The sequence below is a fragment of the Pedobacter sp. AC163 genome (assembly GCF_979258665.1).
In genome coordinates, this window is the sequence record NZ_OZ409872.1 from 3,585,567 (window position 1) to 3,610,306 (window position 24,740).

The window sequence follows — 24,740 nt, forward strand, 5'->3', positions numbered from 1 at the left end:
TACAGAACGAAATTAAAAAACTAATTCTATATTCGCTTGTTATTTGAGAGCCAAATTTAGGTGTCGAAATAAAAACATTTGAAAATTGTAAGAATTTATTTTTCTTTGCACAGAATTATTTAACCATTAAATTATAAAATTATGTCTGATATTGCTTCAAGAGTTAAGGCTATTATCGTAGAAAAACTAGGTGTTGACGAAAGCGAAGTTACGCCAGAGGCTTCATTCACCAACGATTTGGGTGCAGATTCTTTAGATACCGTAGAATTGATTATGGAATTTGAAAAAGAATTTAATGTAGCTATCCCTGACGATCAGGCTGAAACCATCGGTACAGTTGGTCAAGCGATTGCTTATTTGGAAAAAAACGTTAAATAGAATTACGCTTTTTCAGTATAAATGGAATTAAAAAGAGTAGTAGTAACAGGGTTGGGTGCGCTCACTCCTATAGGCAATAATGTTCCTGATTTTTGGGAAGGATTGACTAACGGGGTGAGTGGCGCTGCTCCTATTGTGGGTTTTAATACTGAAAAGTTTAAAACCAAATTCGCATGTGAGGTAAAAAACTTCAATCCGGAAGATTTTCTGGAGAAAAAGGAAGCCCGCAAGCTAGATCCGTTTGTACAATATGCTTTAGTAGCAACAGATGAGGCTGTAAAAGATGGTGGTTTTGATTTCGAGAAATTAGATACCAACAGAATCGGTGTTATTTGGGGCGCTGGCATAGGTGGATTGAAAACCTTTCTTGATGAAATTTCGAATTTCGCCAAGGGAGATGGTACGCCAAGATACAATCCATTTTTTATTCCTAAGATGATTATTGATATCGCTCCAGGGCATATCTCTATCAAATATGGCTTACGTGGGCCAAATTTTGCAACTGTTTCGGCATGTGCTTCCTCTACCAATGCGATGATTGATGCATTTAACTATATCCGTTTGGGTATGGCAGATGTGATCATCAGTGGTGGTTCAGAAGCCATTATTAATGAAGCAGGAATGGGTGGTTTTAACGCCATGCATGCATTATCTACACGCAACGATGATCCTCAAACCGCTTCGCGTCCTTTTGATAAAGACCGTGATGGCTTTGTGGCTGGTGAAGGCGCAGGAACTATTATTTTGGAAGAACTTGAACATGCCAAAGCAAGGGGTGCAAAAATTTATGCAGAACTTGTGGGTGGAGGGATGAGTGCTGATGCAAATCACATTACTGCTCCGCACCCGGAAGGTTTAGGTGCAAGAATGGTAATGACTAACGCTTTGAGAGATGCAGGTTTAACTACTGCTGATATCGATTACATCAATGTTCATGGAACTTCTACGCCACTTGGCGATATTAGTGAAACTAAAGCCATTGCTGATCTTTTCGGAGAGGATGCCTACCGCTTAAACATCAGTTCAACAAAATCAATGACGGGCCACTTATTAGGTGCCGCCGGAGCTATTGAAGCGATTGCCGCAATTCTGTCTGTTCAAAATGATATTGTACCTCCTACAATTAATCACTTCACAGATGATCCTGCCTTTGATCCTAAATTGAATTTTACTTTTAACAAAGCTCAAAAACGCGAAGTTAGAGCTGCATTAAGTAATACTTTTGGTTTTGGTGGTCATAATGCTTCAGTAATTTTCAAGAAATACGAAGATTAATTTATTCAGCTTTGCTATATAATTTTGTATGCTAATTAAAAATAGATAACTTAGTTAAATATGCTTATTAGCCGCTAATTGTGTTATTTATTTAATGCCGATATTAAAATTATATAAACTTTATCTCTCTCCTGAAAAGGAGTTTGTTAAAAAGCTGAAAAATATTTTAGGCTTTGTTCCTGGCAATGTTACGCTTTATAAAATGGCTTTCAGGCATCGGTCTGTAGCCAAAGTTTTAAAAAATGGTAGCAGGAGTAGCAATGAACGATTAGAGTTTCTTGGCGATGCAGTTTTAGGTTCGGTTATAGCCGAACTTCTTTTTAAGCACTATCCTTATAAGGAAGAAGGTTTCTTAACTGAAATGCGTTCTAAAATTGTTAATCGAGCTAATCTAAACCAATTGGCAAAAAAAATAGGTTTTGATAAGTTAATCCAATTCGATCAACGTTCGGTTAGTATCCAAACTAAACACAATTCTATGTTGGGCGATGCTTTCGAAGCCATCGTCGGCGCCATTTATATGGATAAGGGTTACAATTTTACTAAGGAGTTTTTGCTTAGAAGAATAGTTAAGCCTCATATCGATATTCATACATTAGAACTTACGGAAACCAATTTCAAAAGTAAACTTATTGAATGGTGTCAACGCCACGGTAAGGATGTTACTTTTGAGCTTGCTCAGAATGGCGAAGGCGAAAGCGCAAAACTATTTACCATTAGCGCCATTGTAGATGGTGAAAAGCATGGTACCGGTAGAGATTACAATAAGAAAAATGCAGAGAAACTTGCTGCAGAAAAAGCCTGCGAAGCATTATCTATTTAAGGTAAAATGATTGGTCATTTAATTTGTAATCGCCAACTACGAACTAAAAACTGGCAACCTCTAACTTATTACCGGCAACCGGTAACTGGCATCTGAAAACCGGTAACTGAAAACTGGCAACTGATAACTACTTCCCTTTCCCCAACGTATCGGTAAACTTCTTTGATGACTCTTTAATGTACTTGATATAGTCGTAGCTGTTCCAATATTGAGCCTTATCAAAAGCGGGTCTGCAATCCAGCATATAACGTTCCAGCGTATCACCTCTCAATTCTGTATTATTCTTGATGATAGATTGGTTAAAATAAACATCTATTTGCGATTGTTTAATTTCATTATCTGCATAGCGTCCAAACCTTCGGGCGTTCTTAGGTTCTTTACCAATTAAGTTATAAAGACCATTTAACGGTTGAAAAATGGCTGACAAAAATGAAGACTTCCCTCCATTATAAACCCCCTTGTTCTGAAATTCTCTCTTGATTTCTGCTAAATCTTGCTTTTTGGTATTGCCGACAATAGTCACTTCGTTCAGCATGGTGCTTTCTCTCACTAAATAAATCAAAATATCTTGAGTACCTTTTATGATGACTCTTTGGTCTGTTAAATTTCTTTTAGTGATGAGTAAAGTGTCGCCAACTTTAGCTTTTAGCTGAAAAAAACCTAAATCATTGCTTCCTACACCCAAATTGGTTCGTAGGTTGGTAATTTCTGCTAGGGCAACCCGGATATTCGCTCCTTTTTCAAAAACAACACCCTTAACAATAAAGTCTTGTGCTTTTACACTAAAGTTGATCAGTATTAAAAATATTAGGAAGACATTAATTTTTATAAATTTCATTGGTATTAATTTTTCAAAGTATCTGTAAATTTTTTGGCAGATAGCTTTATATAGTTTGCAGCATCGTAATTGTTCCAGCCTTTAATCATTTCAACTGTTGGTAAATAATCAAGTATAAATTTATCTAAATTTCGGCCTTCAAGATCAGTATACTTGTTGATTAATGTTTTATTAAAAAAATGATCTACTTGCATCAATTTCAATTCATTATCATAATAACGTTTAAAACGTCGTGCTTTCGCAGGTGTTTTGCCGAATAACTCATAAAAAAAAGTTAGCGGACTTCCGCTTAAAGGGTTAAGCAATGCTAAGGGAGGTTTGCCTTCATAAAAAGATCCCTGTCGCTTAAATTCTCTTCTGATTTCCTGCATGTCTTCTATTTTTGTTTTCCCCTTTATCGTTACCTCCTCAAGGGTAGTGCTCGCCCTGATTAAGTAAATTAAAACATCTTTATTGTAATTAACCACAAATTGCTGGGATACAAAATTTCTTTTTTCAATTAATAATGTATCTCCCGATTTTGCTTTGATATCGAAAAAACCCAAATCGTTACTGCCGACTGCTTTGCCGGTATTTTTATTAGTTATAACACCTAAAGCTATCCGAATGTTAGTGCCTTTTTCTATGATAACCCCTTTAACTAAAATATCTTGTGCATAGATTCTACTACCGATCGCCATGAATATGGATGCTGAAAGTAGAATGAGGAATGCTTTCATCGACTGGATATTTTTTGTAAAATTAACATTTGTTAACCTTTAATTTGTTAAATAAACGTTAAGGCGAAATCAATAGAAAAAATTGAGAATTAATTGTCATGATTTTAAAGCATAAACCTCAATCGCAAACTCTAAACTAATTTTTCTATCTTTGCGCATGATAAAATCCATGACAGGATACGGCTTAGCAACAGCCGATTATGCAAATGCAAAATACAGTGTCGAAATCAAATCGCTCAACAGTAAATTTCTTGAGCTTAACTTAAAATATCCTAAAGCTTTTTCTGATAAAGAATTAATACTGCGCAATGTTTGCAGTAAAGATATCGAACGTGGCAAAGTGAGTTTGAGTATTAATGTAGAACGTGCCAACGGGGAAGTGACTGGTGCCACTATTAATACTGCATTACTTGCGCATTACTATAATCAACTCACTTCCGTTAATACCGAGTTAGGAGCCAACAGTACCAATCTACTTCAAACTGCTTTAACCTTTCCTGATGTAATTTCATATAAAGAGGAGAGTGTGAGTGAGGATGAATGGAACAACCTTTATCAAATCTTTAATCAAGCTTTAGCTAACTTCAACAAGTTTAGAGAAGATGAAGGAGCAGTTTTGAAAGCCGATTTAGAGCTTAGGATAAAAAATATTCTTTCTTATTTCAAATCTGTTGAAGAACTGGAACCAAAAAGAATTGCCGCCATACGCGATAAATTCTCCCAGTTTTTAGACGACGCAGTTGGAAAGGTAAACATCGATCAAAATCGTTTTGAACAGGAATTGATCTACTATATTGATAAAATTGATATCACCGAAGAGAAAACACGTTTGAAAAGTCATTGCGATTATTTCTTGCAAACTTTAGCAAGTAAAGAAGCAAATGGAAAAAAAATGGGTTTCATTTCACAAGAGATTGGAAGAGAAATAAACACAATGGGTGCAAAAGCAAACGATGCTCAAATGCAGCAATACGTTGTGGGTATGAAGGAAGAGCTAGAGAAAATTAAAGAACAGTTATTAAACGTATTATAAGGAGAAAGACTAGAGACTAATGCGTAAAGCAGCTTTGGTCTTTCAGCTTTTTGCTTTCAGCTTACAACATGAAACAAGGCAAATTAATCATATTTTCAGCGCCATCTGGAGCCGGCAAAACCACTATTGTACACCATTTATTAAGCAAGTTTCCGGAGTTAAGCTTTTCAATTTCTGCAACAACACGTGAGTTAAGGGGTGCTGAAACCCATGAAAACGACTACTACTTCATCTCGAAAGAAGAGTTTTTGCATAAAGTGGCACGCCAGGAATTTGTGGAGTTTGAGGAAGTTTACAATGGTACTTTTTATGGTACCTTACGCTCCGAAATTGAGCGTATCTGGAATGATGGGAAGCACGTTATCTTTGATATTGATGTAGAAGGCGGCATTCGTTTAAAGCGTAAATATGAGGAAGATGCATTGGCTATTTTTGTTCAACCACCATCGTTAGAAGTATTGAAAGAACGTTTAAGCGGAAGAGGAACGGATAGCCATGAAAAGCTGCAAGAGCGTTTTATTAAAGCAGAAAAAGAATTAACCTACGCTGATAAGTTCGATGTGATACTAAAAAATTACGATTTAGCTACAGCATGTGCCGAGGCTGAGAAATTGGTGGGCGATTTTATAAGGAGTTAACGAACTCTATCTTCGGTCGTCATTGCGAGGAACGAAGCAATCTCTTTTGACGGCCTAAATTTAAATGCTCGGGTAAAATTGCTTCCTGTCTCAAAATGACGATTTGGTAAACCCTCTAACTGAAAACTGCAAATTGAAAACTGGCCTATTTTTCGGTTCTTATAATCCTATTCATACTGGGCATCTGATCATTGCCAATTACATGGCTAATCATTCAGGTCTTGATGAGGTATGGCTAGTGGTTTCTCCACATAATCCGTTAAAAGATAAAAAAGGCCTAACCAACATGTATGATCGTTTGGAAATGGCACAATTAGCTACTGAAAATACAGATCACATTCGCGTTAGCGATATTGAGTTTTCCTTACCGCAACCCTCATATACCATAGATACGTTAACCTATTTGCATGAACGTTATCCAACAAAAGAATTTGTGTTGATTATGGGAGCTGATAATCTGGTTTCTTTTAAGAAATGGAAGAATTACGAAGTACTGTTGGAAAACTACCAGATTTACGTTTACCCGCGTCCGGGGGCTGATGTTACCGAGTGGATAAATCATCCATCAATCACGTTCACAGATACACCTTTAATGGAGATCTCCTCAACATTTATCAGAAAAGCAATTAAAGAAGGAAAGAACGTTCAATTCTTTTTGCCAGATAAGGTGATTGATTTTATTGATGGCAAAGGAATGTATCGTTGATTTACGATTTTAGATTTACGAATTACGAATGATAGGCAATTGCTTAACCTTTTCGCTTTTTATAAACCTTTAATTTAAGATTTTGGGTTTAAGAATTACGATTGTTGCAGACTTTCGAAAATCTAAGTCGTAATTCTTAAACCCAGAATCAATCGGTTATTTCCAACCGCCACCTAATGCTCTGTATAAATTAACTACAGACTGAAGTTTTTGTAATCTATCATTTATTCCACTTAACTGAGCAGTTAACAAACTCTGTTCTGAGGTCAAAACGTCGGTATAATTTGTTGCAGAACTGTAGCGCAATAACTCTTTAGTAAAATCAACTGCTTTTGTTAATGAAGCAATCTGTTTTGCTCTTGTTTCCTCTTTTTCAGCAGCAGTTTGGTAAGCATACAAAGCGTTTGAAACCTCTTGTCCACCAGTTAAAAGTGCTTGCTGAAAAGCATAAAATGCTATTTGCTGATTTGCCTGTGCAGTTGTTAAGCGGGCTTTATTGGCACCTTTAGCAAAAATGGGTTGGGTTAATCCTCCAACTAAATTATAGAATATAGAATTATCGAAAAAATTGCTCAGCTGTAAACTCGTTAAGCCACCTGTAGCCGTCAAAGTTAAAGCCGGATAGAAATAAGTTTTAGCTACGTTGGTATTTTCAAATGCAGATCTAAATCCGAATTCTGCTGCAATAACATCCGGACGGTTCTGCAAGAGTTGCGCAGAAACACCAGTTTGCAAATTGGTATAAGGAATTTGCTGATCTAAATTGGTGCGATTAATTGTTCCAGGTGCTTGTGCTAAAACAATGTTCAAAGCATTTTCGGCTTCTTTAATGCTTCTTTTTAAATCAGGGAGTGTTACCTGAGCGGCATAAAGATTGGCCTCACTTTGAACTACAGCCGCACCATTTACAACAGCGCCTTCTTTTAGCGCTTTCATGGTTTCTACATCCTGCGTTCTGATTTTGATCGTTTGCTCCGTAATTGCCAATTGTTTATCTAAAGCCAATAAAGTATAATAGTTATTTGCGATAGTGGCTATTAACTGCGTTTGAACGGCACGTTTTGCCGCATCGCTTTGTAGTAAGGTTGCAAAGGCAGCCCGTTTTGCGCTACTCAGTTTGCCCCAAATATCAGCTTCCCAGGCCGTGCTTAAAGCAGCTCTGTATGTTTGGGTTTCTAAGTTAATGTTGATTCCCGCTGGAAAATTCAGCGCCGCTTGAGACTGTTTTGCATCAGTAACGGAAACATCAGCTTGTAAGCTGGGTAAAAACGCTGCACGACTTTGACGTAAGGTAGCTTCAGAAATTTTGATCCGTTCAATGGCTTGTTTAAGATCCAGATTTTGATTGATTCCCTGCTGAATCAGCGATTGCAAGGTCGTATCAGAAAATAGGCTTTTCCATGGCAAATCTGCCATGGTTGTTGTATCTGTTGTATTATTATCCCGGTATAAACCTTCATTCTTAACCTGCGGACGTTCGTATTTTTGCGTTACGCAAGCGCTTAAGGTAAGAATGGAAATACCAATTAAAAAGGAATACTTATATGTGAATTTCATGTTCGGATTAAATTAATGTTTACTGTTAGCGGTTGCTAATTCGTATTCTTCAGGAGTTTGCTCTTTTTCAATTCCTTCGTCAAAAGGAGATTTATTGCTTACTCTTTCTTGCAACGACTGGAAGACAATGAACAATGCCGGAATTACAAAAATACCGAAAATGGTACCGATTAACATTCCCCCAACGGCACCCGTTCCAATTGATTTATTTCCTGATGCACCAACACCAGATGAAAGCATTAGTGGAAGTAATCCAAGGATAAATGCAAATGAAGTCATCAAGATTGGCCGTAAACGAGCGGTTGCGCCATCAATAGCCGCATTTACAATACTCATGCCTTTGCGTCGTCTATCCACCGCATATTCTACAATCAAAATTGCATTCTTCGCTAACAAACCAACGAGCATAATGAGTGTAATTTGGGTATAAATGTTATTATCGATACCGAAAATTTTATCGAAAATAAAGGTTCCCGCCAAACCGATTGGGAGTGATATTAATACTGCCAACGGTAAAATATAACTTTCATATTGGGCTGCCAACAAGAAATAAACGAAAATTACGCACAGTAAGAAAATGAATATGGTCTGGCTACCGCTGCTCATCTCTTCACGAGATAACCCCGAAAACTCATATCCATATCCTGCAGGTAAATGTTTCGCAGCTTCTTCCTGAACGGCTGCAAGCGCATCTCCAGAACTATAACCTGCATTTGGATTCCCTGTAACAGCAATTGATGTAAACAAGTTGAAACGGGAAATTGCTTGTGGCCCGTAAACTTTGGTAAGGGTAATAAACTCCGAAATTGGTGCCATTTGGCCAGAAGGATTTCGAACAAAAATACGCGTTAACGTTTGTTCATTTGAACGATACGCCGCTTCAGCCTGATACATTACCCTAAATTGTTTACCAAATTTATTAAAGTTTGATGCATAAACCCCACCATAGTAACCTTGCATTACGCCCAACACATCACTCACGTTCAGGCCTGCTTGTTTTACTTTTGCCACGTTAACATCAATTTGATATTGTGGGAAGTTAGGGTTAAAGGAGGTAGAAGCATATTGAATTTCCGGACGCTGACTTAAAGCCGCTAAAAATCCGTTACCAACTTCATTAAACTTTTTAATATCACCACCAGTTTTATCTTGCAATTGGAACTCAAAACCTCCACTGGTACCAAAACCCTGAATGGTTGGCGGTGCGAAAAAAATAATTTTAGCACCTTTAATCGTAGCCGTTTTAGCAAATAATTCACCAATAATGGTTTTAACATCACGCCCTTTACGTTCATCCCAAGGGGTTAATCGTGAAATTACCATCCCGTACGAACTTCCAGAACCACTAATCATGCTTCGGCCAACTACTCTCAAAGTGTTTTTGATTTCAGGGATTTTATGTGCGATGCTGTCGATTTTTGCAATCACAATATTGGTTTCCTCTTGAGAAGTTCCCGCAGGCAATGAAATATCAGACATAATTGTTCCCAAATCCTCATTTGGTACAAAACCTTTTGGAGTAGTATTCATTGTCCATATTAAAAGACCTGTGAAAAACAAAATACCTACGCCAACCAGCCATTTTGTTCTGGATAGAAAGCTAACAGACTTTTTATATTTTCCGGTAACGGCATCAAAGGAAGTATTAAATGCAGCATAAAAACGCTCTAAAAAGTTTTTCTTTTTCCCATGATCGTCTTTGTGTGGTTTTAAAAACAAAGCACACAATGCCGGACTCAGGGTTAACGCATTTACAGCTGATAAAATAATCGAAATGGCCAGTGTTAAACCAAACTGTTTGTAAAATACTCCTGATGAGCCTTGTATAAAACTTACCGGAATAAATACTGCAGCCATTACCAATGTGATGGAAATGATGGCACCACTAATATCATCCATTGCATCAACCGTGGCTTTTTTTGCATCAGTGTAACCTTCATCAAGCTTGGCGTGGACCGCCTCCACCACCACAATCGCATCATCCACTACAATACCGATGGCGAGCACGAGTGCAAATAGCGTAAGTAAGTTAATGGTAAAACCGAACAAACTTAAAAAGAAGAAGGTACCAATAATGGCTACCGGAACACTTATCGCTGGAATTAATGTAGAACGGAAATCTTGTAAGAAGATAAATACCACTAAGAATACCAGGATAAAAGCTTCAATCAACGTGTGGATTACTTTTTCAATCGAGGCATCCAAGAAATCATTTACGTTAACCAGGGTAGAATAATGAACCCCTTTAGGAAAAGATTTTTGAGCTTCATCCAAAGTTTTAATGGAGTTTTCAATTACTTCTTTCGCATTCGATCCTGCTGTTTGGTTGATGGCAATACCTAAAGCTTGCTTTCCATTAAATTTTACAGAACTGGCATAGCTTTGAGCACCTAATTCAATTCTTGCAATATCTTTTAAGCGAAGAATTTGTCCGCTGGCAGTCGATTTAATAATGATGTTGCCAAATTGTGCTTCATCTTTTAAACGGCCAGTATATTTTAGTGTGTATTGAAAAGCCTGATCGCCTTGTTCACCAAATTGCCCTGGAGCGGCTTCCACGTTTTGATCGGCCAAAGCCGTATTTACGTCACTTGGAACTAACCCGTAAGTGGCCATAATATCTGGTTTCAACCAAATACGCATGGTATAATCCAACGTTCCGAATGCGCTGGCATCACCAACACCGTTAATACGCTTAATTTGCGGAATGATGTTGATGTTGGCGTAATTCTGTAAAAACTTTTGATCATAAGATGGATCATCACTGTACAAACCAAAAATCAAAACGTTACTCGCTTGTCTTTTGGCTGTAATTACACCCGATCGGGTTACCTCGGCAGGTAACAAACTGGTTGCCCTTGCCACCCTGTTTTGAACGTTTACTGCTGCCAAATCGGGGTTTGTACCCAATTTAAAATTAACTGTGATGGTTGCAGTACCATCGTTACTGGCGCTTGAAGTCATGTACGTCATGTCTTCCACACCATTAATTTGCTCTTCAAGCGGAACAACAACGCTATTCATTACCACATCTGCATTGGCACCTTGGTACGAAGTGGAAACCTGTACTGTAGGTGGTGCTATCTCTGGATATTGCGAAACCGGTAAAGTAGCTAAACCTAAAACACCGAGAATAACGATGATAATGGATATAACCGTAGATAGTACTGGTCTTTCTATAAATTTCTTAAACATATTTAATATTGATTACACTGATATTTTGACTGCAGTGATGATATCTTTATTTTTTTATATCAGCATAAACTGAATCGGCACTTTGTTCTTCTGGTTTAATTTTAGCTCCATCTTTTAAAGATTGAAACCCTTCCAGAACGATTTTATCGCCAGCTTTTAAACCTTTCGTTACCACATAAAATTTATCTTTAGCTAAATCCATAATCTGAATTTCGGTACTGATAATTTTTGAGGAATCGCCTAACACGTAAACGAATTTTTTTCCCTGTAAATCGATTGTTGATTTTTGAGGAACAAGAATTGCATTTTCAACTTTTTGCGGTACACGAACCGAAGCACTTGCACCATTTTTTAATAAAGAAACTGGATTGGGGAAAGTAGCTCTTAAACTTGCAGAACCGGTAGCTGTATTAATTTGGCCATTGATAGATTCGATCTTACCATTTTGCGCATAAACAGTTCCATCAGCCAATACCAAACTAACTGCCGGAATGTTTTTCATCTGCTGTGCCAATGTGCTCCCTTTATATGTTTTAGAAAAATCTAATAATTGTTTTTCATTAAGTGAGAAGTAAGCATACACTTTAGATGTATTTGAAACTGTAGTAAGAGGCTCTGTACTTGAGCTGCTCACTAAACTTCCGGTTCTGAAGGGAAGGCTACCAACCACGCCATCAACAGGGCTTGTGATAGAAGTATAACCCAAATTTACCTGAGCATTTGCTAACGCAGCTCTTGCTTGCGCTAACGCTGCTTTTCTACTTTGCAAGGTTAACTGCGCTGCATCTAAATCGTATTTGCTAATGATGTCTTTCTCCACTAGAGGGCGTGTTTTATTAACCTGGAGTTGGGCTGCATTTACATCAGCCTCTGCACTGCTAATCGCAGCTCTCGCCGTTCTAACCTCTTGCTCATATTGTGGTGCCATTATGGTGAAAAGTAATTGCCCTTTTTTAACAACTGCACCTTCATCTACCAATATTTTTTGAATGAAACCATCAACCTTAGGGCGGATATCGATATTTTGAATTCCTTCGATGGTTGCTGGATAATCTGAATTTAGTTCTGTGGTTTGTGCGTTAACCGTAAAAACAGGGTAGGCTTGGGGACCAGCCGCTGCTGCTGCTGCGGCTTTCTTCTGTTCATCATTATTTCCGCATGATGCTAAAACAATAGCGATGCTCATGCCAAAAACGAGAGTTGTTACTTTTCTCATGGACTATTTTTGTGTGTATTTAAATTTTAATTTCCGGATTTGAAAGCGCAGTGAATGGTGGTTTTCAACTTGCCGATTTCTGCCCAAAAATAAAGCCTAAAAGAATTTAAGTCTGTCCAATTTCTGTCATTTAATCAATCGATTGATTTATTTTTTATTTGCAAAGGGCTATTTTGGGTGTTAAATGCTTGTTTTTAAGCGGGATATCGTTACTTTCTCTTCGAAATTATTGTGTAAATATCTTGAGACAGATGTTAACCGATGTTAAATAACCCTCTTCTATTAGCAGAATTGTTAAAGATTTTGTTTGGAAAAACAGTCATTATTTTATTTCCTTAGTGTGAAATATACACTTTAGAAAAATCGGGTTACTCTAGTGCGAGTAGATTAGTGCCCGAAAGGTTATTATCAATCGATTGGCGTTATCCAACTTCTCCTTCAAAAACCAATTTTGCCGGCCCGCATAAAAATACGTTTGTAAATTCATTTCCATCGTAATCAAACTCTATTTTGATATCTCCACCCAAAACTTTTATATTGGTTTTGATATGGCCGGTTTGGTTTTTGTATTTCGCCATAGCCATTGCAACAGCAGTTACGCCGGTACCGCACGCATAGGTTTCATCTTCCACGCCACGTTCGTAAGTTCTCACAAATAAATGATCGCCATTATCTTCAACGAAATTTACATTAATTCCTTTTTCGCTATAAACTTCATTGTATCTAATGTTTTTTCCCTGTGTAAAAACATCGAAATTTTTTAAATCACTTTGTAAAGCAACGTAATGTGGAGAGCCGGTATTTAAAACAAATGCTTCACCATCATTGGTAATGCTGTCAACATCAATCATTTGTAACTCTACCCAATCTCCTGATTCTGAAATTCTGGCATAATGCGGTCCGTCTACTGCCAAAAAGTTTGTTTCATTTTGAATAATACCGAGTTGTTTGGCAAATGCCACAATGCACCTGCCGCCATTACCGCACATGCTACCTAACTTACCATCCGCATTGAAATAATGCATTTCAAAATCGTAATCATCATGTTGGGTTAAAAACATTAATCCATCTGCGCCAATGCCGAATCTTCTATCGCAAAGTTGTTCAATCAACTCATTATCAATATCTTCTAATTGTTTCATGGTATGATCTATCAGAATGAAATCATTGCCCGCTCCCTGGTATTTAAAGAAATTAATTTTCATGAAACCTTCATTTTTTTATGCAATATTTGAGATGCAATTAGTAACCGCAAAGCCTGGGTTAAAGGTTTTAACATTTTTTAACATGGCTTGTGGTGCTTAACTGATACAAATATCGTTTATATGGTATTAAATTTGAATAAACTTGTTAAAGAAAATTTGAGCAGATAAAAACTGCCGGGGCAATCTGCTTAAAACAAAGTGAATATTGCTCTAGCAACCATTAAAAATAACAACGAATGTTATAAGCAAACAATTAGCTAGCATTAATGCTTGTAATAATCAGGGGATTTAAAAAACAATATACAAACACATGAAACCATCAAAAGCTAAACGAATAAAAAAAGTAATTAATTGCTTTTGATAGCTTCATGACCATTAAAAACAATATACAAACACATGAAAAAAATATTAGGTATTACGGTGTTGGCTGCTTTTATAGGTGGGGCAGCAGCAATTGGAGGTTACAAACTATTTGAACGCAATCAAACTGGCAGTACGATTTCTGAAAAGCAGAATTTATATTTCGCCAATAACCCACTTAAAGTATCATCGGCTGGCACAGCTGATTTTACCCAGGCTGCAGCCGCGGTTGCACCAGGAGTGGTACACATTAAAACAACTTATGAAGCCAAAAGTGGTGGTGGATCGAGAAACTCATCGCCATTTGATATGTTCGATGATTTCTTTGGAGGCGGCGGTCGCCAGATGCAACGCCAACCACGAGCAGCATCAGGTTCTGGTGTAATTATTAGTCAGGATGGTTATATTGTTACCAATAATCACGTGGTAGAAAATGCATCGAAGGTTGAGGTAGTATTAACTGACCGACGTAAAGTAGAAGCCAAAGTGATTGGTCGCGATCCTAACACAGATTTAGCTTTAATTAAAGTTAATGCTACTGGTTTACCTGTTGTAAAAATGGGTAATTCTGATAATGTTCAGGTAGGAGAATGGGTATTGGCAGTAGGGTTCCCTCTCGATTTACAGACAACAGTTACGGCGGGTATCGTGAGTGCAAAAAATAGAAGTATTGGCATTATCGGTCGTGAGCAACAAGGTAATGAGATTACCGAAGAAGAATATCGCGAATATCAACGTACTGGTAAAAGGCCACAGGCGCCTGCAAACACCAGTATCGAATCTTTTATTCAAACCGATGCGGCCATTAACCCAGGTAATAGTGGCGGAGCGTTAGTAAATGCAAATGGAGAATTAGTAGGTATTAACTCTGCAATTGCTTCACAAAGTGGATACAATCAAGGTTATGGCTTTGCTATTCCTGTAAATTTAGCCCGTAAAATCGTTGATGATTTTATGAAATATGGAATGGTAAAACGTGGATACATTGGTGTTAATTTTTACCCTCTAAGTGGTGATGAAAAACCAGAAGGTATTACAACATCAGAAGTAAGCGGATTATATGTAAGTGATGTGGTAGCTGGTGGCGGTGGTGCTGCTGCTGGAATTAAAAAAGGCGATATCATTAAAAAAGTAGATGGTGTTGTTATAAATGATTCTCCTGATTTGCAGGAAAGAATTGGCCGTATGAATCCTGGAGACAAAGTGAAGCTAAGTGTTTTAAGAGATGGTTCCTTGAAAGATATAACCGTTACTTTAAAAGGGGAATCTAGCATCGGATTAACAGCCAATAATGCAGCTACTAAAAATGTAGAGGTTTCTAAGTTAGGTGCAACGTTTGCTCCGGCAACCCAGGCTCAAAAAACCAAGTTTGGAATTAATAGCGGGGTGGTGGTAACATCGGTTGTTACCGGTAAGGCATTTGATAACATCGGAGTAGAAAAAGGTTTAATCATTACGAAAGTGAATGGTCAGCCAGTAAATTCGGTTGCCGATGTTCAGAAGGCGCTACCTCAGGGTAGAAATAATATGATTAGTATTTCTGGTGTGGGCGAACAAGGAACTTATAATTTTAGTTTCCCAGCTCAATAATTCAGGCAGAGCGATACATAAAAAATGTCCCGATTTAATCATCGGGACATTTTTTTTTGCAATTAATCTTGCTCAATAGGTTGGTGGTTAGCATGGCAGGCATCGGCACATTCTTCGCAAGCAACCGCACATTGTCTGCAATGTTCATGGTCGTGGTTGCTGCATTCTTCTGCGCATACACGACAAATTTCTTCACATAACAAAAGATATTGTCTACCGATTACCGAATCGCGTTGAAGCAATCGTGCTGCCTGGGTGCAAATGTCCGCACAATCTCTATTCAATTTAATGCAATCTACCATCATTGCAATATCTTGCTCTTCCTTCAGGCTTGAAGAACCGCAATGTTCGCATGCCATAGCGCAATCTAATAAGGCCTGAATTAATGCGTGGTTGTTTCTCGTTTCCATATTTTTTTGGTTAGCTATTATTGTATGTAATTAACCCATGAGGATATAAAGAGTTTTAATAAAAATGGGATTAGCAGAACGGAATGTCTATTCGCTCTTGCAGTGGTGAAAGTGCCATTCTGTAGCTTACATTTTTGGTTTATTGTATTGTTTTATGTTTTCTAAACCTGACAAGAGCGAACACGAACCCCTTTTTTCGGGTGAGTAAAGCGGATGGCAGGACTATTCTTATCCAAAGGCATAGAAACCTGCTTTTCGAATTTTTATTTTTATGATTGAAGCGAATAGTAATGATTATTCGTTTTAGCTAATGACAGTTCATTTTAAATTCATTTTTGCTATTTAGTTTCGCATATACCGATTAATAAGGAGTATTTGTAGCAATCAGATTTTTATGATTTCATATTTGACCAGAATTAAAACCGAATAATTATGGCTTTGGCTTATATCAACATTAGTGCTAAACAGTATTTTAATTTTATGTGCCGATCGGATTTCGAACGACGAATTTTTCACGATACCTATAAAGAATTTCAAGAAAAATCTAAACCATATACTTCTGGCGAGCGGTTAAATACGTTTTCTCAAATGATTTTGGCTAATAAAAAAGCCAAAGACTTACATCAGAAGCTCCACTATTCGGTAATGGATGTTATTGAGAAATTAGAACATCAGATTCCAATTTTAAAAGATGAAGATGGAAATGCAATCAAATTTGAATGGGCTGAACTTGAAATAATAGATTCAGATTTGTTAAACAAGGCTGCTCACGTGGTTTCATTAACCTATACTAGCCCAAAAATGTTATTGCATGAGATTGATAATGAACTGCTGGTTTTGAGTGAGGAAACGGCAGGCAAATCCAATTCTATATTTAAGATCAAAATGACTGAAGAGGTAAGGATCGATTATTGCGAAAAGCATGAGCTGGTGTGCAGTTAAAACAAACTATTTGATTATCTGAAAGGCTATTTTAGTTGATATAGATGTTTGAAATGGAAAATATGGCAAATGATTGAATAGGCTAATGCATCCAAATAGTGGTTTAAATAGCAATGAATCAATATAATTAGCTTTATTTGAATAAATAAAAATAAAAAATTGATTTATAGGTAATTAACATTATCTTTGAAACAAATTAAAATACAATATAATGCAACAAGGAACAGTAAAATTTTTTAATGAAACTAAAGGTTTCGGATTTATCACTCCATCTAATGGCGATGCCGAAATTTTTGTTCATGCTTCAGGCTTAATTGACAACATTCGCGAGAATGATACCGTAAACTACGATGTAGAAGAGGGTAGAAAAGGCCTAAACGCGGTAAATGTAAAAGTAGCTTAAGAAAACTCGAACACATAAATCGTAAAAAGTCCTGATGAAAATCAGGACTTTTTTTGTGCAAAATAATTTGCAGGAAGGTGGATTGATCTTTGAGGATTAATTGTTTCTTCTTGTTTTTATATCGAATCGACCAAACTCATTAGGCTGATAAAATCCTGATGGATTGATCTTATGGTAGATTGCAGTTGGTTAATCATCGCAGAGCGTGTGTGTAAATCATCAGCTCCGTAAAGCCCACCATCCCCAAACAGCAATTTTTCTTCATCGACATCTACGCCCCCATTAAACTCGAACTTTAGCCAGCGGTTTTTAATACTATTAATTAAAGTCACGTTACCGCTTGAGCTGAATTGCTTTTCATTGAGCATTTTCCATACAAAATCCGGGTAATCAGTATTCTTTTCTCCATCCCGCCAAATGGTTCTTAAAAGGTTATGTTCATGGTAAAACTCCACCTTTTTCCCCTTTGGATTAATAGTCATTGCACCAAGACCAGCGCTAACTAAGCCTCCACTTATGCCCACAATAGTTTGCGTATTATTCTTTGCTACTGCACTTACAACCGTAGTGAGGGCACCTATAACCACCGAACCGACGGTGAGCTGCCGATTTCGTTTACTGTTTAGCCCATCCAGATAGTCTGCTGCCATATCAGATCGTTCGCCTTCACAATCAAGTTCTGCGGCAACAGCCGTTAGTTGTGCTTGCGCTAAACCAATACGGCTATTTATTTTTTGTTTTAACCTGAGATAATCGCCATTATTTGTCCCTTCTTTTTTCAGGCGTAGAAGCACATTGATCTCATTACTTAAGCCAAGCAAATGACACAGCAATTGATCGTGTTTAGAAAGTGCTTCTATAGCAGATAGATCAGTGGCCGTTTTTTCCTCGAAAAATCCAGTGGAATTAATGTATGGACGCGTAGGAGTACAATAATTGTATTTAAATGCCTGAGGATTCGTTGTTTGCTTCCTCATGCTTCCGCATGAGAATAAAATCAAAGAAATTGGAGCTAACAAGATGGCGTTACGTTTCATAAAAAAAACATTTTATGAATGAATATAAGAATCTAGCGGTAAAAAATGATTCTCGATAAAAAATCGTTGACATTTCTTTTAGAATGATGATTTGATTATTTGCTGTAGCTTTTGTTAAATTATAAGATGGATTAATTTTGCTTATCCGATAATGATGTGAGGATAGTTGTTATTGAATTTCCGAAGAAAAATCTACAATGCTTTTAGAATGTTTCTAAATAAATGTTTTATCGGCGTTTTGTCATAATCGTTTATAAATTAAACTCATAATTAGATACTTTTGCAAGAAATTTAGATATAAATCCTAATCAAATGAGTGGTTTCGGAAATGCGCTTTCTTCATCAATAGGAAGAAAATACGTTATGGGTGTTACAGGAATATTCCTGATACTCTTTTTAATTGTACATGCTGGTATTAATTCGTTGATATTTCTTGACGATAATGGTTTGACTTTCAATATTGGAGCCCATTTTATGGCGACAAACTGGATTATCAGAGCTGGGGAGTACATATTGTTTATAGGTTTACTGGTTCACATTTACCAGGCGGTAAACTTGACTATTCAAAATAGAAAAGCAAGACCAGAAAACTATGCTGTTTATAATGGAAGCGCCAACAGTAAATGGTATAGCCGCTCTATGGGCTTGCTAGGTACTTTGTTGTTGATTTTCCTTGTAATTCACCTGAAAGATTTCTGGGTAGTTTCTCGCTTTACGGGTATTCCAACGGTAGATGCTAACGGTCACGAAGATCTTTATGCGGTAATGAGAGAAAAATTCCAGGATCCTGTACGTGTAGTTGCCTATGTTTTGTTAATGATTTCATTGTGTTATCACCTACTTCATGGTTTTGCTTCGGCATTTCAAACTATGGGATGGAATCATTCAAAATACAACGGCATTATTAAAAGCACAAGTGTTTGGTATTCGATTATTATATCGCTTGTTTTCGCTTTGATGCCGATTGCAGTATATACTCATTTAATTGATTAAGTTTTTAGCACAAAAGAGATATGTCAGATATTAATTCAAATATTCCAGAAGGCGAATTAACCTCCAAATGGACCAAGTATAAGTCTTCTGTGCCTTTGGTTAACCCATCGAACAAAAGAACTATTGAAGTAATTATTGTAGGTTCTGGTTTAGCGGGTGCTTCTGCAGCTGCAACTTTAGCTGAAATGGGTTACAAGGTAAAGTGTTTTTGCTTTCAGGATTCACCACGCAGAGCGCACTCTATTGCGGCTCAGGGTGGTATTAACGCAGCAAAAAATTACCAGAATGATGGTGATAGTACCTATCGTTTGTTTTACGATACAATTAAAGGTGGCGATTACAGAGCCCGCGAAGCGAATGTGCATCGCCTGGCTGAGGTAAGTGCTAACATTATAGATCAATGTGTGGCTCAGGGTGTTCCCTTAGCTCGCGAATACGGTGGTTTGTTAGATAACCGTTCATTCGGTGGTACGCAAGTTCAACGCACATTTTATGCAGCCGGTCAAACTGGTCAGCAATTATTATTAGGTGCTTATTCTGCTTTAGAACGCCAGATTGGTATGGGTAAAGTAGAAATGTATACCCGCCATGAAATGCTTGAAGTGGTTAAAATTGATGGCAAGGCTCGTGGTATTATCGCCCGTAACCTAATCACTGGCGAAATTGAGCGTCACTTTGGTCATGCAGTTGTTTTGGGAACAGGTGGTTACGGTAACGTCTTTTACCTTTCTACAAACGCAATGGGCAGTAACGTTACGGCGGCATGGAAAGCACATAAACAAGGTGCTTATTTCGCCAATCCGTGTTACACTCAAATTCACCCAACTTGTATTCCAGTTTCTGGTGATCACCAATCTAAATTAACCCTGATGTCTGAATCCTTACGTAATGATGGACGTATCTGGGTTCCTAAAAAGAAAGATGATAACCGTAAAGCTTCAGAAATTCCTGAAGATGAAAGAGATTATTATTTAGAGCGTCGTTATCCTGCTTTTGGTAACCTTGTGCCTCGTGATGTGGCCTCTAGGGCAGCAAAAGAGCGTTGTGATGCAGGTTATGGTGTAGGTGCTTCAAAACTGGCTGTTTATTTAGATTTTAAAGCGAATACTGAACGCTACGGTAGAATCGAAGCTTCTAAATCAGGTATTCATAATCCTGATAAAGAAACCTGTATGCGTTTAGGAACAGCCGTTATTAAAGAGAAATACGGAAACTTATTTGATATGTATGCTCAGATTACCGGTGAGAATCCTTACGAAACGCCAATGCGTATCTATCCAGCGGTTCACTACACAATGGGCGGGCTTTGGGTTGATTATAACTTAATGACTTCTGTACCTGGTTTATATTGTACTGGTGAAGCTAACTTCTCCGATCATGGTGCGAACCGTTTAGGTGCTTCTGCTTTAATGCAAGGTTTAGCTGATGGATATTTCGTGCTTCCATACACGATTGGTGCTTACTTATCTAAAGAGATTTCTGTAAAAGCTATCCCTACAGATCATCCAGCATTCGTAGAAGCAGAAGAGCGAGCGAAAGGAATTCTTAACAAGCTGATCAACATTAAAGGAACCAAATCAGTAGATCATTTCCACAAACGTTTGGGCCACATCATGTGGGAAAAATGTGGTATGGCTCGTAATGAAAAAGGCCTGAAAGAAGCTATTGAGGAAATCAGAGCTTTACGTGCTGAATTCTGGAGTAATGTTCGTGTACCTGGTGTAGCAGAAGAATTAAATCCGGAGTTAGAGAAAGCAGGCCGTGTTGCTGATTTCATCGAATTGGGCGAACTAATGTGTATTGATGCTTTAAACCGTAACGAAAGTTGTGGTGGTCACTTCCGTGAAGAGTATCAAACAGAAGAGGGCGAGGCTTTACGTGACGATGAAAACTTTGCTTACGTGGCGGCCTGGGAATTTAAAGAAGGTGTAAACTTTGAACTTCATAAAGAAGAATTAAAGTTTGAAAATATTAAAGTAGCACAAAGAAGTTATAAATAGTATTTAGATATTAGTATTTAGTACTTAGATAACTTCCTTCTAAATACTAACTACTAAGTACTAACTACCTAAAATCTCAATATCATGAGTACAGGAAATATGAACTTAACGCTAAAAGTTTGGCGTCAGAAAAATAACAAAACCAAAGGTGCTTTGGTCGATTATAAATTGTCTGGTATTTCTCCGGATATGTCTTTCTTGGAGATGTTCGATGTGTTAAACGAAGATCTGATTACTAAAGGTGAAGAGCCGGTGGTATTCGACCACGATTGCCGTGAGGGTATCTGCGGAATGTGTTCGATGTTCATCAACGGTCGTCCGCATGGTCCGAAAGACTTGGTAACTACCTGTCAATTGCACATGCGTTCATTCAAAGATGGTGATACTATCGTTGTGGAGCCTTGGAGAGCAGCAGCTTTTCCAGTGGTAAAAGATTTGACTGTAGATCGTTCTGCATTTGATAGAGTGATTGCAGCTGGTGGCTTTATTTCTGTAAACACAGGAAACGCACAAGATGCTAACAACTTACCGATTCCAAAAATGAAAGCAGATGCTGCTTTCGAAGCGGCAGCTTGTATAGGTTGTGGCGCTTGTGTGGCTACATGTAAAAATGCTTCGGCAATGTTGTTCGTTTCTGCGAAAATTTCTCAGCTGGCGTTATTACCACAAGGCCAGCCAGAACGTTATCGTCGTGTACAAAGCATGGTAGCACAAATGGATGCTGAAGGTTTCGGTAATTGTACCAATACAGGTGCATGTGAAGCGGAATGCCCTAAAGGAATCTCTTTAGAAAATATTGCTTTGATGAATCGTGATTTTGCATCTGCAAAATTTGTTTCAGAAGAAACGGTTTAAAATTATACTGTGCGTTCGGTTTAGTTACCGGATTCTTAAGCCTCCATATTTATGGGGGCTTTTTATTTTGTAAATTTTGCCAAGATAGAACTTGATTAGATTCGATTATTTTCGGTGCGCTGCGGTGCACGAGTAAAAAATTTGAAGAGGCGAATTCTTAAATGGGATGTGATCATCAAAATAAAAGTTTGCTAAAGTTGCAAATATTCTATGTTAGCATATTAAAAAAATATCTAATTAGAAATTTTATTTTGTATTATTTGTATATACATTAAATATTTTATAAATTTAGTGTTCCGAGACAGGAGAGAAAACATAAAACCCCGACTATTTTAGCTGGGGTTTTGTGGTTAATAGATTTGGTTCACCAATCAAAGACTAAAGTTCACATTGATGTTATACTTTACCCTCACAGGCACTCCAAAATGAATACCTGGATTCCAGTTTGGTGAGGATGAAAGCACCCTTACAGCTTCATCATTAATGTCAAAACTTAAACCTCTAATTACTTTAATGCTAGTTAGGCTGCCGTCTTTTTCAACAATGAAAGACAAGAATACTCGTCCTTGAATTTGCCTTTTTGCTGCTTCTTTAGGGTATTTGATATTTCATTTAAAAAGCTGTAAAATGCTTTTAATCCACCAGGAAATTCAGGGCTGCTTTTCAATCGAAATAAAATCAAAAACACCATTAGGAATAGAGTCTCTGGATGGTTTTGCTAGTGAAGGAGCTTTGACTATACTGGATGTTGTCTTGAAATCGATTTTAGAAATTTTTTCTTTTATCAATACATTTTCAGCGCTATTAATTTTTGCTTTTGTAATTACGATTACAAGCCCGCCCTCATCATTAACACCAAATACTTTTTTATGCTGTTTTTCTTTAATTACAGTGAGTGTTTCTATACTATCTCTGTTAATTTTTGCCGCTTCATTTTTGCTCATGAATGTTCCGTCAACCAAAAACAATAAATTTTGATCGGGAGGCTGATTTTGCTGTGCCAATGCTGCGGTTACAAAGCAAATGAATGTGATTAGCGTTAACGAGAATTTTTTCATTTGCAAATATATCTCTTCCACTCATAACAAATAAAAAATCGCAAAATCTTAATGTTGAAATTAAGACTTTGCGATGTTGAGAGCGTTATAAAATGTTAAGACAACGTGAAATTCACCGTCATGCGGTATTTAGTTTTAACAGGATGGCCATCTGTACCAATTGCCGGATTCCACCTTGGGGCTGCTTTCATTACCCTCAATGCTTCTTCATCAGTTTCTTTGGATAGCCCTCTGGTTACAACAATATCTGTTAAGGTTCCATTTTTTTCTACGTTAAATTCAAGAAAAACTTTTCCTTGGACATTATTTTTCTGTGCTTCTTTTGGGTATTTAATTTTTTTAGCCAAATAGCTATAAAGCTTCTCTGTTCCCCCAGGAAATTCAGGTGTCAACCCTGATTTATTGCTTGTTTTTTGATTTGTTTTATCTTCCGAAAAATTGAAGTTAACAGCAATGTTGTACTTCACTCTTACTGGCTTTCCGTCAAGTACGCCAGGATTCCAGTTCGTAGAATTTTTAATCACTCTTACGGCCTCTGCATCCGTTTCTTTTGATAGGCTTCTAACAACAGTCACATCAGCTAGTTTGCCATCTTTTTCAACTGTGAAGCTTAAAAAGACCTTTCCTTGTGTTTTTTGTTCTTTAGCAACCTTAGGATACTTAATTTCTTTGCTTAAGTAGTCATAAAATTTTACCATCCCGCCCGGGTATGATGGTTGTTTCTCAACAGAAACAAAATCATAAATTTTTTGTGCTTTTACCGAATTGGTAAGCATGGCAATGCTCGTTAGGGCTAAAATCATTAGCTTTCTCATGGTTAAATAGTATTAAAGTTTTTATTTAGTTTTTCTTTTGAACTTCTTTTTTAGGAACTTTTGTAGTAATAATAACTACTCCATTTGCGCCTGATTCACCATACTGTGATTTTCCAGCAGCATCTTTCAGTACATTAATTGATTCAATTGTATTTGGGTCAAGTGTTCCTATGTCGTCTACTTGCTTGCCATCAACCACATAAATTGGATTAGCTTTTGGGTCGGAATCTTTTTGCAACAGATTTCTAATAATCACTTTTGGGTCAGAATCTTTTCTCTTGTAATTTCGGATCACACCTGTAGCATTCGGGCGAAAACTTAGTCCGGTAATTTTGCCCTTAAGGCCGACGCTATTTGAATCTATGTTCTTATTATAAATTCCTGCTAAACCGTTTTTAGTTTTAATTTCAATAACACCGGCAAATCCGTCAGGGCCATATTTAGTGGTTGATGCAGCATCTTTCAAAATATTTATCGATTCGATATTATTTGGATCCACACCAGCCATCGATGCCGTTCCCCGTTGATATTGCTTATTTCCGTCAATTACAATAAGGGGCTCCGTAACAGATGTAGCTGTACCACGTAAAGTAATGCTTGGTGTTTTGGTGCTATCAGGTTTCGTTTGTGCCTTTACACTATAGGCCAAACTCAGCGCTATAACAATCGTTAATATTCTTTTCATATCCGTTGA

Annotated in this window: 24 protein-coding genes; 12 read left to right on the top strand and 12 right to left on the bottom strand. The window is 37.4% G+C overall.

The features are described 5' to 3' along the window. Positions 1–141 precede the first annotated feature (141 nt). The 3 genes from ACZZZK_RS15530 to rnc all read left to right on the top strand — a co-directional run bounded on the left by ACZZZK_RS15530 (position 142) and on the right by rnc (position 2,476). Positions 142–378, top strand: a complete 237-nt coding sequence (locus ACZZZK_RS15530; RefSeq protein WP_008508386.1) for an acyl carrier protein — start codon at positions 142–144, stop codon at positions 376–378. A gap of 21 nt (positions 379–399) precedes the next feature. Next, positions 400–1,653 carry a beta-ketoacyl-ACP synthase II gene (gene fabF / locus ACZZZK_RS15535; RefSeq protein ID WP_463484933.1) on the top strand — a complete coding sequence of 418 codons (1,254 nt, stop codon included), beginning with the start codon at positions 400–402 and terminating at the stop codon, positions 1,651–1,653. 94 nt (positions 1,654–1,747) lie between these two features. Beyond that, on the top strand, positions 1,748–2,476 hold the full coding sequence (gene rnc, locus ACZZZK_RS15540) for a ribonuclease III (RefSeq protein WP_056848297.1): 729 nt from the start codon (positions 1,748–1,750) through the stop codon (positions 2,474–2,476). A gap of 127 nt (positions 2,477–2,603) precedes the next feature. Here rnc and ACZZZK_RS15545 read toward each other — a convergent pair whose 3' ends face one another. Both ACZZZK_RS15545 and ACZZZK_RS15550 read right to left on the bottom strand, forming a co-directional pair. Further along, positions 2,604–3,314, bottom strand: a complete 711-nt coding sequence (locus ACZZZK_RS15545) for a hypothetical protein (protein ID WP_463484934.1) — start codon at positions 3,312–3,314, stop codon at positions 2,604–2,606. Positions 3,315–3,319: 5 nt separating this feature from the next. Beyond that, positions 3,320–4,033 carry a hypothetical protein gene (locus tag ACZZZK_RS15550; protein WP_463484935.1) on the bottom strand — a complete coding sequence of 238 codons (714 nt, stop codon included), beginning with the start codon at positions 4,031–4,033 and terminating at the stop codon, positions 3,320–3,322. Between the two features lie 169 nt (positions 4,034–4,202). On the opposite strand from ACZZZK_RS15550, the gene ACZZZK_RS15555 reads away from it, so the two are divergent. The 3 genes from ACZZZK_RS15555 (at position 4,203) to nadD (ending at position 6,410) form a co-directional block, all read left to right on the top strand. Then, positions 4,203–5,066 carry a YicC/YloC family endoribonuclease gene (locus ACZZZK_RS15555; protein WP_463484936.1) on the top strand — a complete coding sequence of 288 codons (864 nt, stop codon included), beginning with the start codon at positions 4,203–4,205 and terminating at the stop codon, positions 5,064–5,066. Between the two features lie 68 nt (positions 5,067–5,134). Then, on the top strand, positions 5,135–5,704 hold the full coding sequence (gene gmk / locus ACZZZK_RS15560) for a guanylate kinase (protein ID WP_056848300.1): 570 nt from the start codon (positions 5,135–5,137) through the stop codon (positions 5,702–5,704). Between the two features lie 133 nt (positions 5,705–5,837). Continuing rightward, entirely contained in the window at positions 5,838–6,410 is a 573-nt protein-coding gene (gene nadD / locus ACZZZK_RS15565) for a nicotinate (nicotinamide) nucleotide adenylyltransferase (RefSeq protein WP_463484937.1), read from the top strand. A gap of 156 nt (positions 6,411–6,566) precedes the next feature. Here the strand turns inward: nadD and ACZZZK_RS15570 are convergent, their stop codons facing one another. The 4 genes from ACZZZK_RS15570 to dapF all read right to left on the bottom strand — a co-directional run bounded on the left by ACZZZK_RS15570 (position 6,567) and on the right by dapF (position 13,583). Further along, a complete protein-coding gene (locus ACZZZK_RS15570; protein WP_463484938.1) occupies positions 6,567–7,967 on the bottom strand; it encodes an efflux transporter outer membrane subunit in 1,401 nt (466 codons plus the stop codon). 12 nt (positions 7,968–7,979) lie between these two features. After that, entirely contained in the window at positions 7,980–11,162 is a 3,183-nt protein-coding gene (locus ACZZZK_RS15575; RefSeq protein ID WP_463484939.1) for an efflux RND transporter permease subunit, read from the bottom strand. 46 nt (positions 11,163–11,208) lie between these two features. Continuing rightward, positions 11,209–12,378 (bottom strand): efflux RND transporter periplasmic adaptor subunit, encoded by a 1,170-nt coding sequence (locus ACZZZK_RS15580; protein WP_056848304.1) that lies wholly within the window; start codon positions 12,376–12,378, stop codon positions 11,209–11,211. 422 nt (positions 12,379–12,800) lie between these two features. Beyond that, entirely contained in the window at positions 12,801–13,583 is a 783-nt protein-coding gene (gene dapF / locus ACZZZK_RS15585; protein ID WP_463484940.1) for a diaminopimelate epimerase, read from the bottom strand. 396 nt (positions 13,584–13,979) lie between these two features. On the opposite strand from dapF, the gene ACZZZK_RS15590 reads away from it, so the two are divergent. Beyond that, positions 13,980–15,533 (top strand): trypsin-like peptidase domain-containing protein, encoded by a 1,554-nt coding sequence (locus ACZZZK_RS15590; RefSeq protein WP_265798540.1) that lies wholly within the window; start codon positions 13,980–13,982, stop codon positions 15,531–15,533. A 62-nt stretch (positions 15,534–15,595) separates the two neighbouring features. Here the strand turns inward: ACZZZK_RS15590 and ACZZZK_RS15595 are convergent, their stop codons facing one another. Continuing rightward, positions 15,596–15,943 carry a four-helix bundle copper-binding protein gene (locus ACZZZK_RS15595; protein ID WP_463484941.1) on the bottom strand — a complete coding sequence of 116 codons (348 nt, stop codon included), beginning with the start codon at positions 15,941–15,943 and terminating at the stop codon, positions 15,596–15,598. A 432-nt stretch (positions 15,944–16,375) separates the two neighbouring features. Between ACZZZK_RS15595 and ACZZZK_RS15600 the strand changes: the two genes are divergently transcribed. Together ACZZZK_RS15600 and ACZZZK_RS15605 are read left to right on the top strand one after the other, a co-directional pair. Continuing rightward, positions 16,376–16,885 (top strand): hypothetical protein, encoded by a 510-nt coding sequence (locus ACZZZK_RS15600; RefSeq protein ID WP_463484942.1) that lies wholly within the window; start codon positions 16,376–16,378, stop codon positions 16,883–16,885. Between the two features lie 211 nt (positions 16,886–17,096). Then, positions 17,097–17,288 carry a cold-shock protein gene (locus ACZZZK_RS15605; RefSeq protein ID WP_010599638.1) on the top strand — a complete coding sequence of 64 codons (192 nt, stop codon included), beginning with the start codon at positions 17,097–17,099 and terminating at the stop codon, positions 17,286–17,288. Between the two features lie 116 nt (positions 17,289–17,404). Here ACZZZK_RS15605 and ACZZZK_RS15610 read toward each other — a convergent pair whose 3' ends face one another. Further along, on the bottom strand, positions 17,405–18,325 hold the full coding sequence (locus ACZZZK_RS15610; protein WP_463484943.1) for a hypothetical protein: 921 nt from the start codon (positions 18,323–18,325) through the stop codon (positions 17,405–17,407). Positions 18,326–18,637: 312 nt separating this feature from the next. Between ACZZZK_RS15610 and ACZZZK_RS15615 the strand changes: the two genes are divergently transcribed. The 3 genes from ACZZZK_RS15615 (at position 18,638) to ACZZZK_RS15625 (ending at position 22,173) form a co-directional block, all read left to right on the top strand. Next, positions 18,638–19,318 (top strand): succinate dehydrogenase cytochrome b subunit, encoded by a 681-nt coding sequence (locus tag ACZZZK_RS15615; protein WP_056848309.1) that lies wholly within the window; start codon positions 18,638–18,640, stop codon positions 19,316–19,318. 20 nt (positions 19,319–19,338) lie between these two features. Then, entirely contained in the window at positions 19,339–21,318 is a 1,980-nt protein-coding gene (locus ACZZZK_RS15620; protein WP_463484944.1) for a fumarate reductase/succinate dehydrogenase flavoprotein subunit, read from the top strand. Positions 21,319–21,402: 84 nt separating this feature from the next. Continuing rightward, positions 21,403–22,173, top strand: coding sequence for a succinate dehydrogenase/fumarate reductase iron-sulfur subunit (locus ACZZZK_RS15625; protein ID WP_056848311.1), 771 nt, complete (start codon positions 21,403–21,405; stop codon positions 22,171–22,173). Positions 22,174–22,544: 371 nt separating this feature from the next. Here ACZZZK_RS15625 and ACZZZK_RS15630 read toward each other — a convergent pair whose 3' ends face one another. The 4 genes from ACZZZK_RS15630 to ACZZZK_RS15645 all read right to left on the bottom strand — a co-directional run bounded on the left by ACZZZK_RS15630 (position 22,545) and on the right by ACZZZK_RS15645 (position 24,731). Next, the gene (locus ACZZZK_RS15630; RefSeq protein WP_463486298.1) at positions 22,545–22,778 is read right to left on the bottom strand and encodes an energy transducer TonB; all 234 of its coding nucleotides are present in this window, start codon (positions 22,776–22,778) and stop codon (positions 22,545–22,547) included. Between the two features lie 45 nt (positions 22,779–22,823). After that, positions 22,824–23,177 (bottom strand): hypothetical protein, encoded by a 354-nt coding sequence (locus tag ACZZZK_RS15635; protein ID WP_463484945.1) that lies wholly within the window; start codon positions 23,175–23,177, stop codon positions 22,824–22,826. A 149-nt stretch (positions 23,178–23,326) separates the two neighbouring features. Next, entirely contained in the window at positions 23,327–24,046 is a 720-nt protein-coding gene (locus ACZZZK_RS15640) for an energy transducer TonB (RefSeq protein ID WP_463484946.1), read from the bottom strand. A gap of 25 nt (positions 24,047–24,071) precedes the next feature. After that, entirely contained in the window at positions 24,072–24,731 is a 660-nt protein-coding gene (locus tag ACZZZK_RS15645) for a TonB-dependent receptor plug domain-containing protein (protein ID WP_463484947.1), read from the bottom strand. Positions 24,732–24,740: the final 9 nt, after the last annotated feature.

Coding starts and splice junctions, on each gene's coding strand:
- ACZZZK_RS15550 (WP_463484935.1), bottom strand. CDS start 4,033: ATGAAAGCATTCCTCATTCTACTTTCAGCATCCATATTCATGGCGATC.
- ACZZZK_RS15645 (WP_463484947.1), bottom strand. CDS start 24,731: ATGAAAAGAATATTAACGATTGTTATAGCGCTGAGTTTGGCCTATAGT.
- ACZZZK_RS15605 (WP_010599638.1), top strand. CDS start 17,097: ATGCAACAAGGAACAGTAAAATTTTTTAATGAAACTAAAGGTTTCGGA.
- ACZZZK_RS15555 (WP_463484936.1), top strand. CDS start 4,203: ATGACAGGATACGGCTTAGCAACAGCCGATTATGCAAATGCAAAATAC.
- ACZZZK_RS15640 (WP_463484946.1), bottom strand. CDS start 24,046: ATGAGAAAGCTAATGATTTTAGCCCTAACGAGCATTGCCATGCTTACC.
- ACZZZK_RS15530 (WP_008508386.1), top strand. CDS start 142: ATGTCTGATATTGCTTCAAGAGTTAAGGCTATTATCGTAGAAAAACTA.
- ACZZZK_RS15595 (WP_463484941.1), bottom strand. CDS start 15,943: ATGGAAACGAGAAACAACCACGCATTAATTCAGGCCTTATTAGATTGC.
- rnc (WP_056848297.1), top strand. CDS start 1,748: ATGCCGATATTAAAATTATATAAACTTTATCTCTCTCCTGAAAAGGAG.
- ACZZZK_RS15545 (WP_463484934.1), bottom strand. CDS start 3,314: ATGAAATTTATAAAAATTAATGTCTTCCTAATATTTTTAATACTGATC.
- ACZZZK_RS15575 (WP_463484939.1), bottom strand. CDS start 11,162: ATGTTTAAGAAATTTATAGAAAGACCAGTACTATCTACGGTTATATCC.
- ACZZZK_RS15590 (WP_265798540.1), top strand. CDS start 13,980: ATGAAAAAAATATTAGGTATTACGGTGTTGGCTGCTTTTATAGGTGGG.
- ACZZZK_RS15570 (WP_463484938.1), bottom strand. CDS start 7,967: ATGAAATTCACATATAAGTATTCCTTTTTAATTGGTATTTCCATTCTT.
- fabF (WP_463484933.1), top strand. CDS start 400: ATGGAATTAAAAAGAGTAGTAGTAACAGGGTTGGGTGCGCTCACTCCT.
- ACZZZK_RS15600 (WP_463484942.1), top strand. CDS start 16,376: ATGGCTTTGGCTTATATCAACATTAGTGCTAAACAGTATTTTAATTTT.
- ACZZZK_RS15625 (WP_056848311.1), top strand. CDS start 21,403: ATGAGTACAGGAAATATGAACTTAACGCTAAAAGTTTGGCGTCAGAAA.
- ACZZZK_RS15615 (WP_056848309.1), top strand. CDS start 18,638: ATGAGTGGTTTCGGAAATGCGCTTTCTTCATCAATAGGAAGAAAATAC.
- dapF (WP_463484940.1), bottom strand. CDS start 13,583: ATGAAAATTAATTTCTTTAAATACCAGGGAGCGGGCAATGATTTCATT.
- gmk (WP_056848300.1), top strand. CDS start 5,135: ATGAAACAAGGCAAATTAATCATATTTTCAGCGCCATCTGGAGCCGGC.
- ACZZZK_RS15610 (WP_463484943.1), bottom strand. CDS start 18,325: ATGAAACGTAACGCCATCTTGTTAGCTCCAATTTCTTTGATTTTATTC.
- ACZZZK_RS15580 (WP_056848304.1), bottom strand. CDS start 12,378: ATGAGAAAAGTAACAACTCTCGTTTTTGGCATGAGCATCGCTATTGTT.
- ACZZZK_RS15620 (WP_463484944.1), top strand. CDS start 19,339: ATGTCAGATATTAATTCAAATATTCCAGAAGGCGAATTAACCTCCAAA.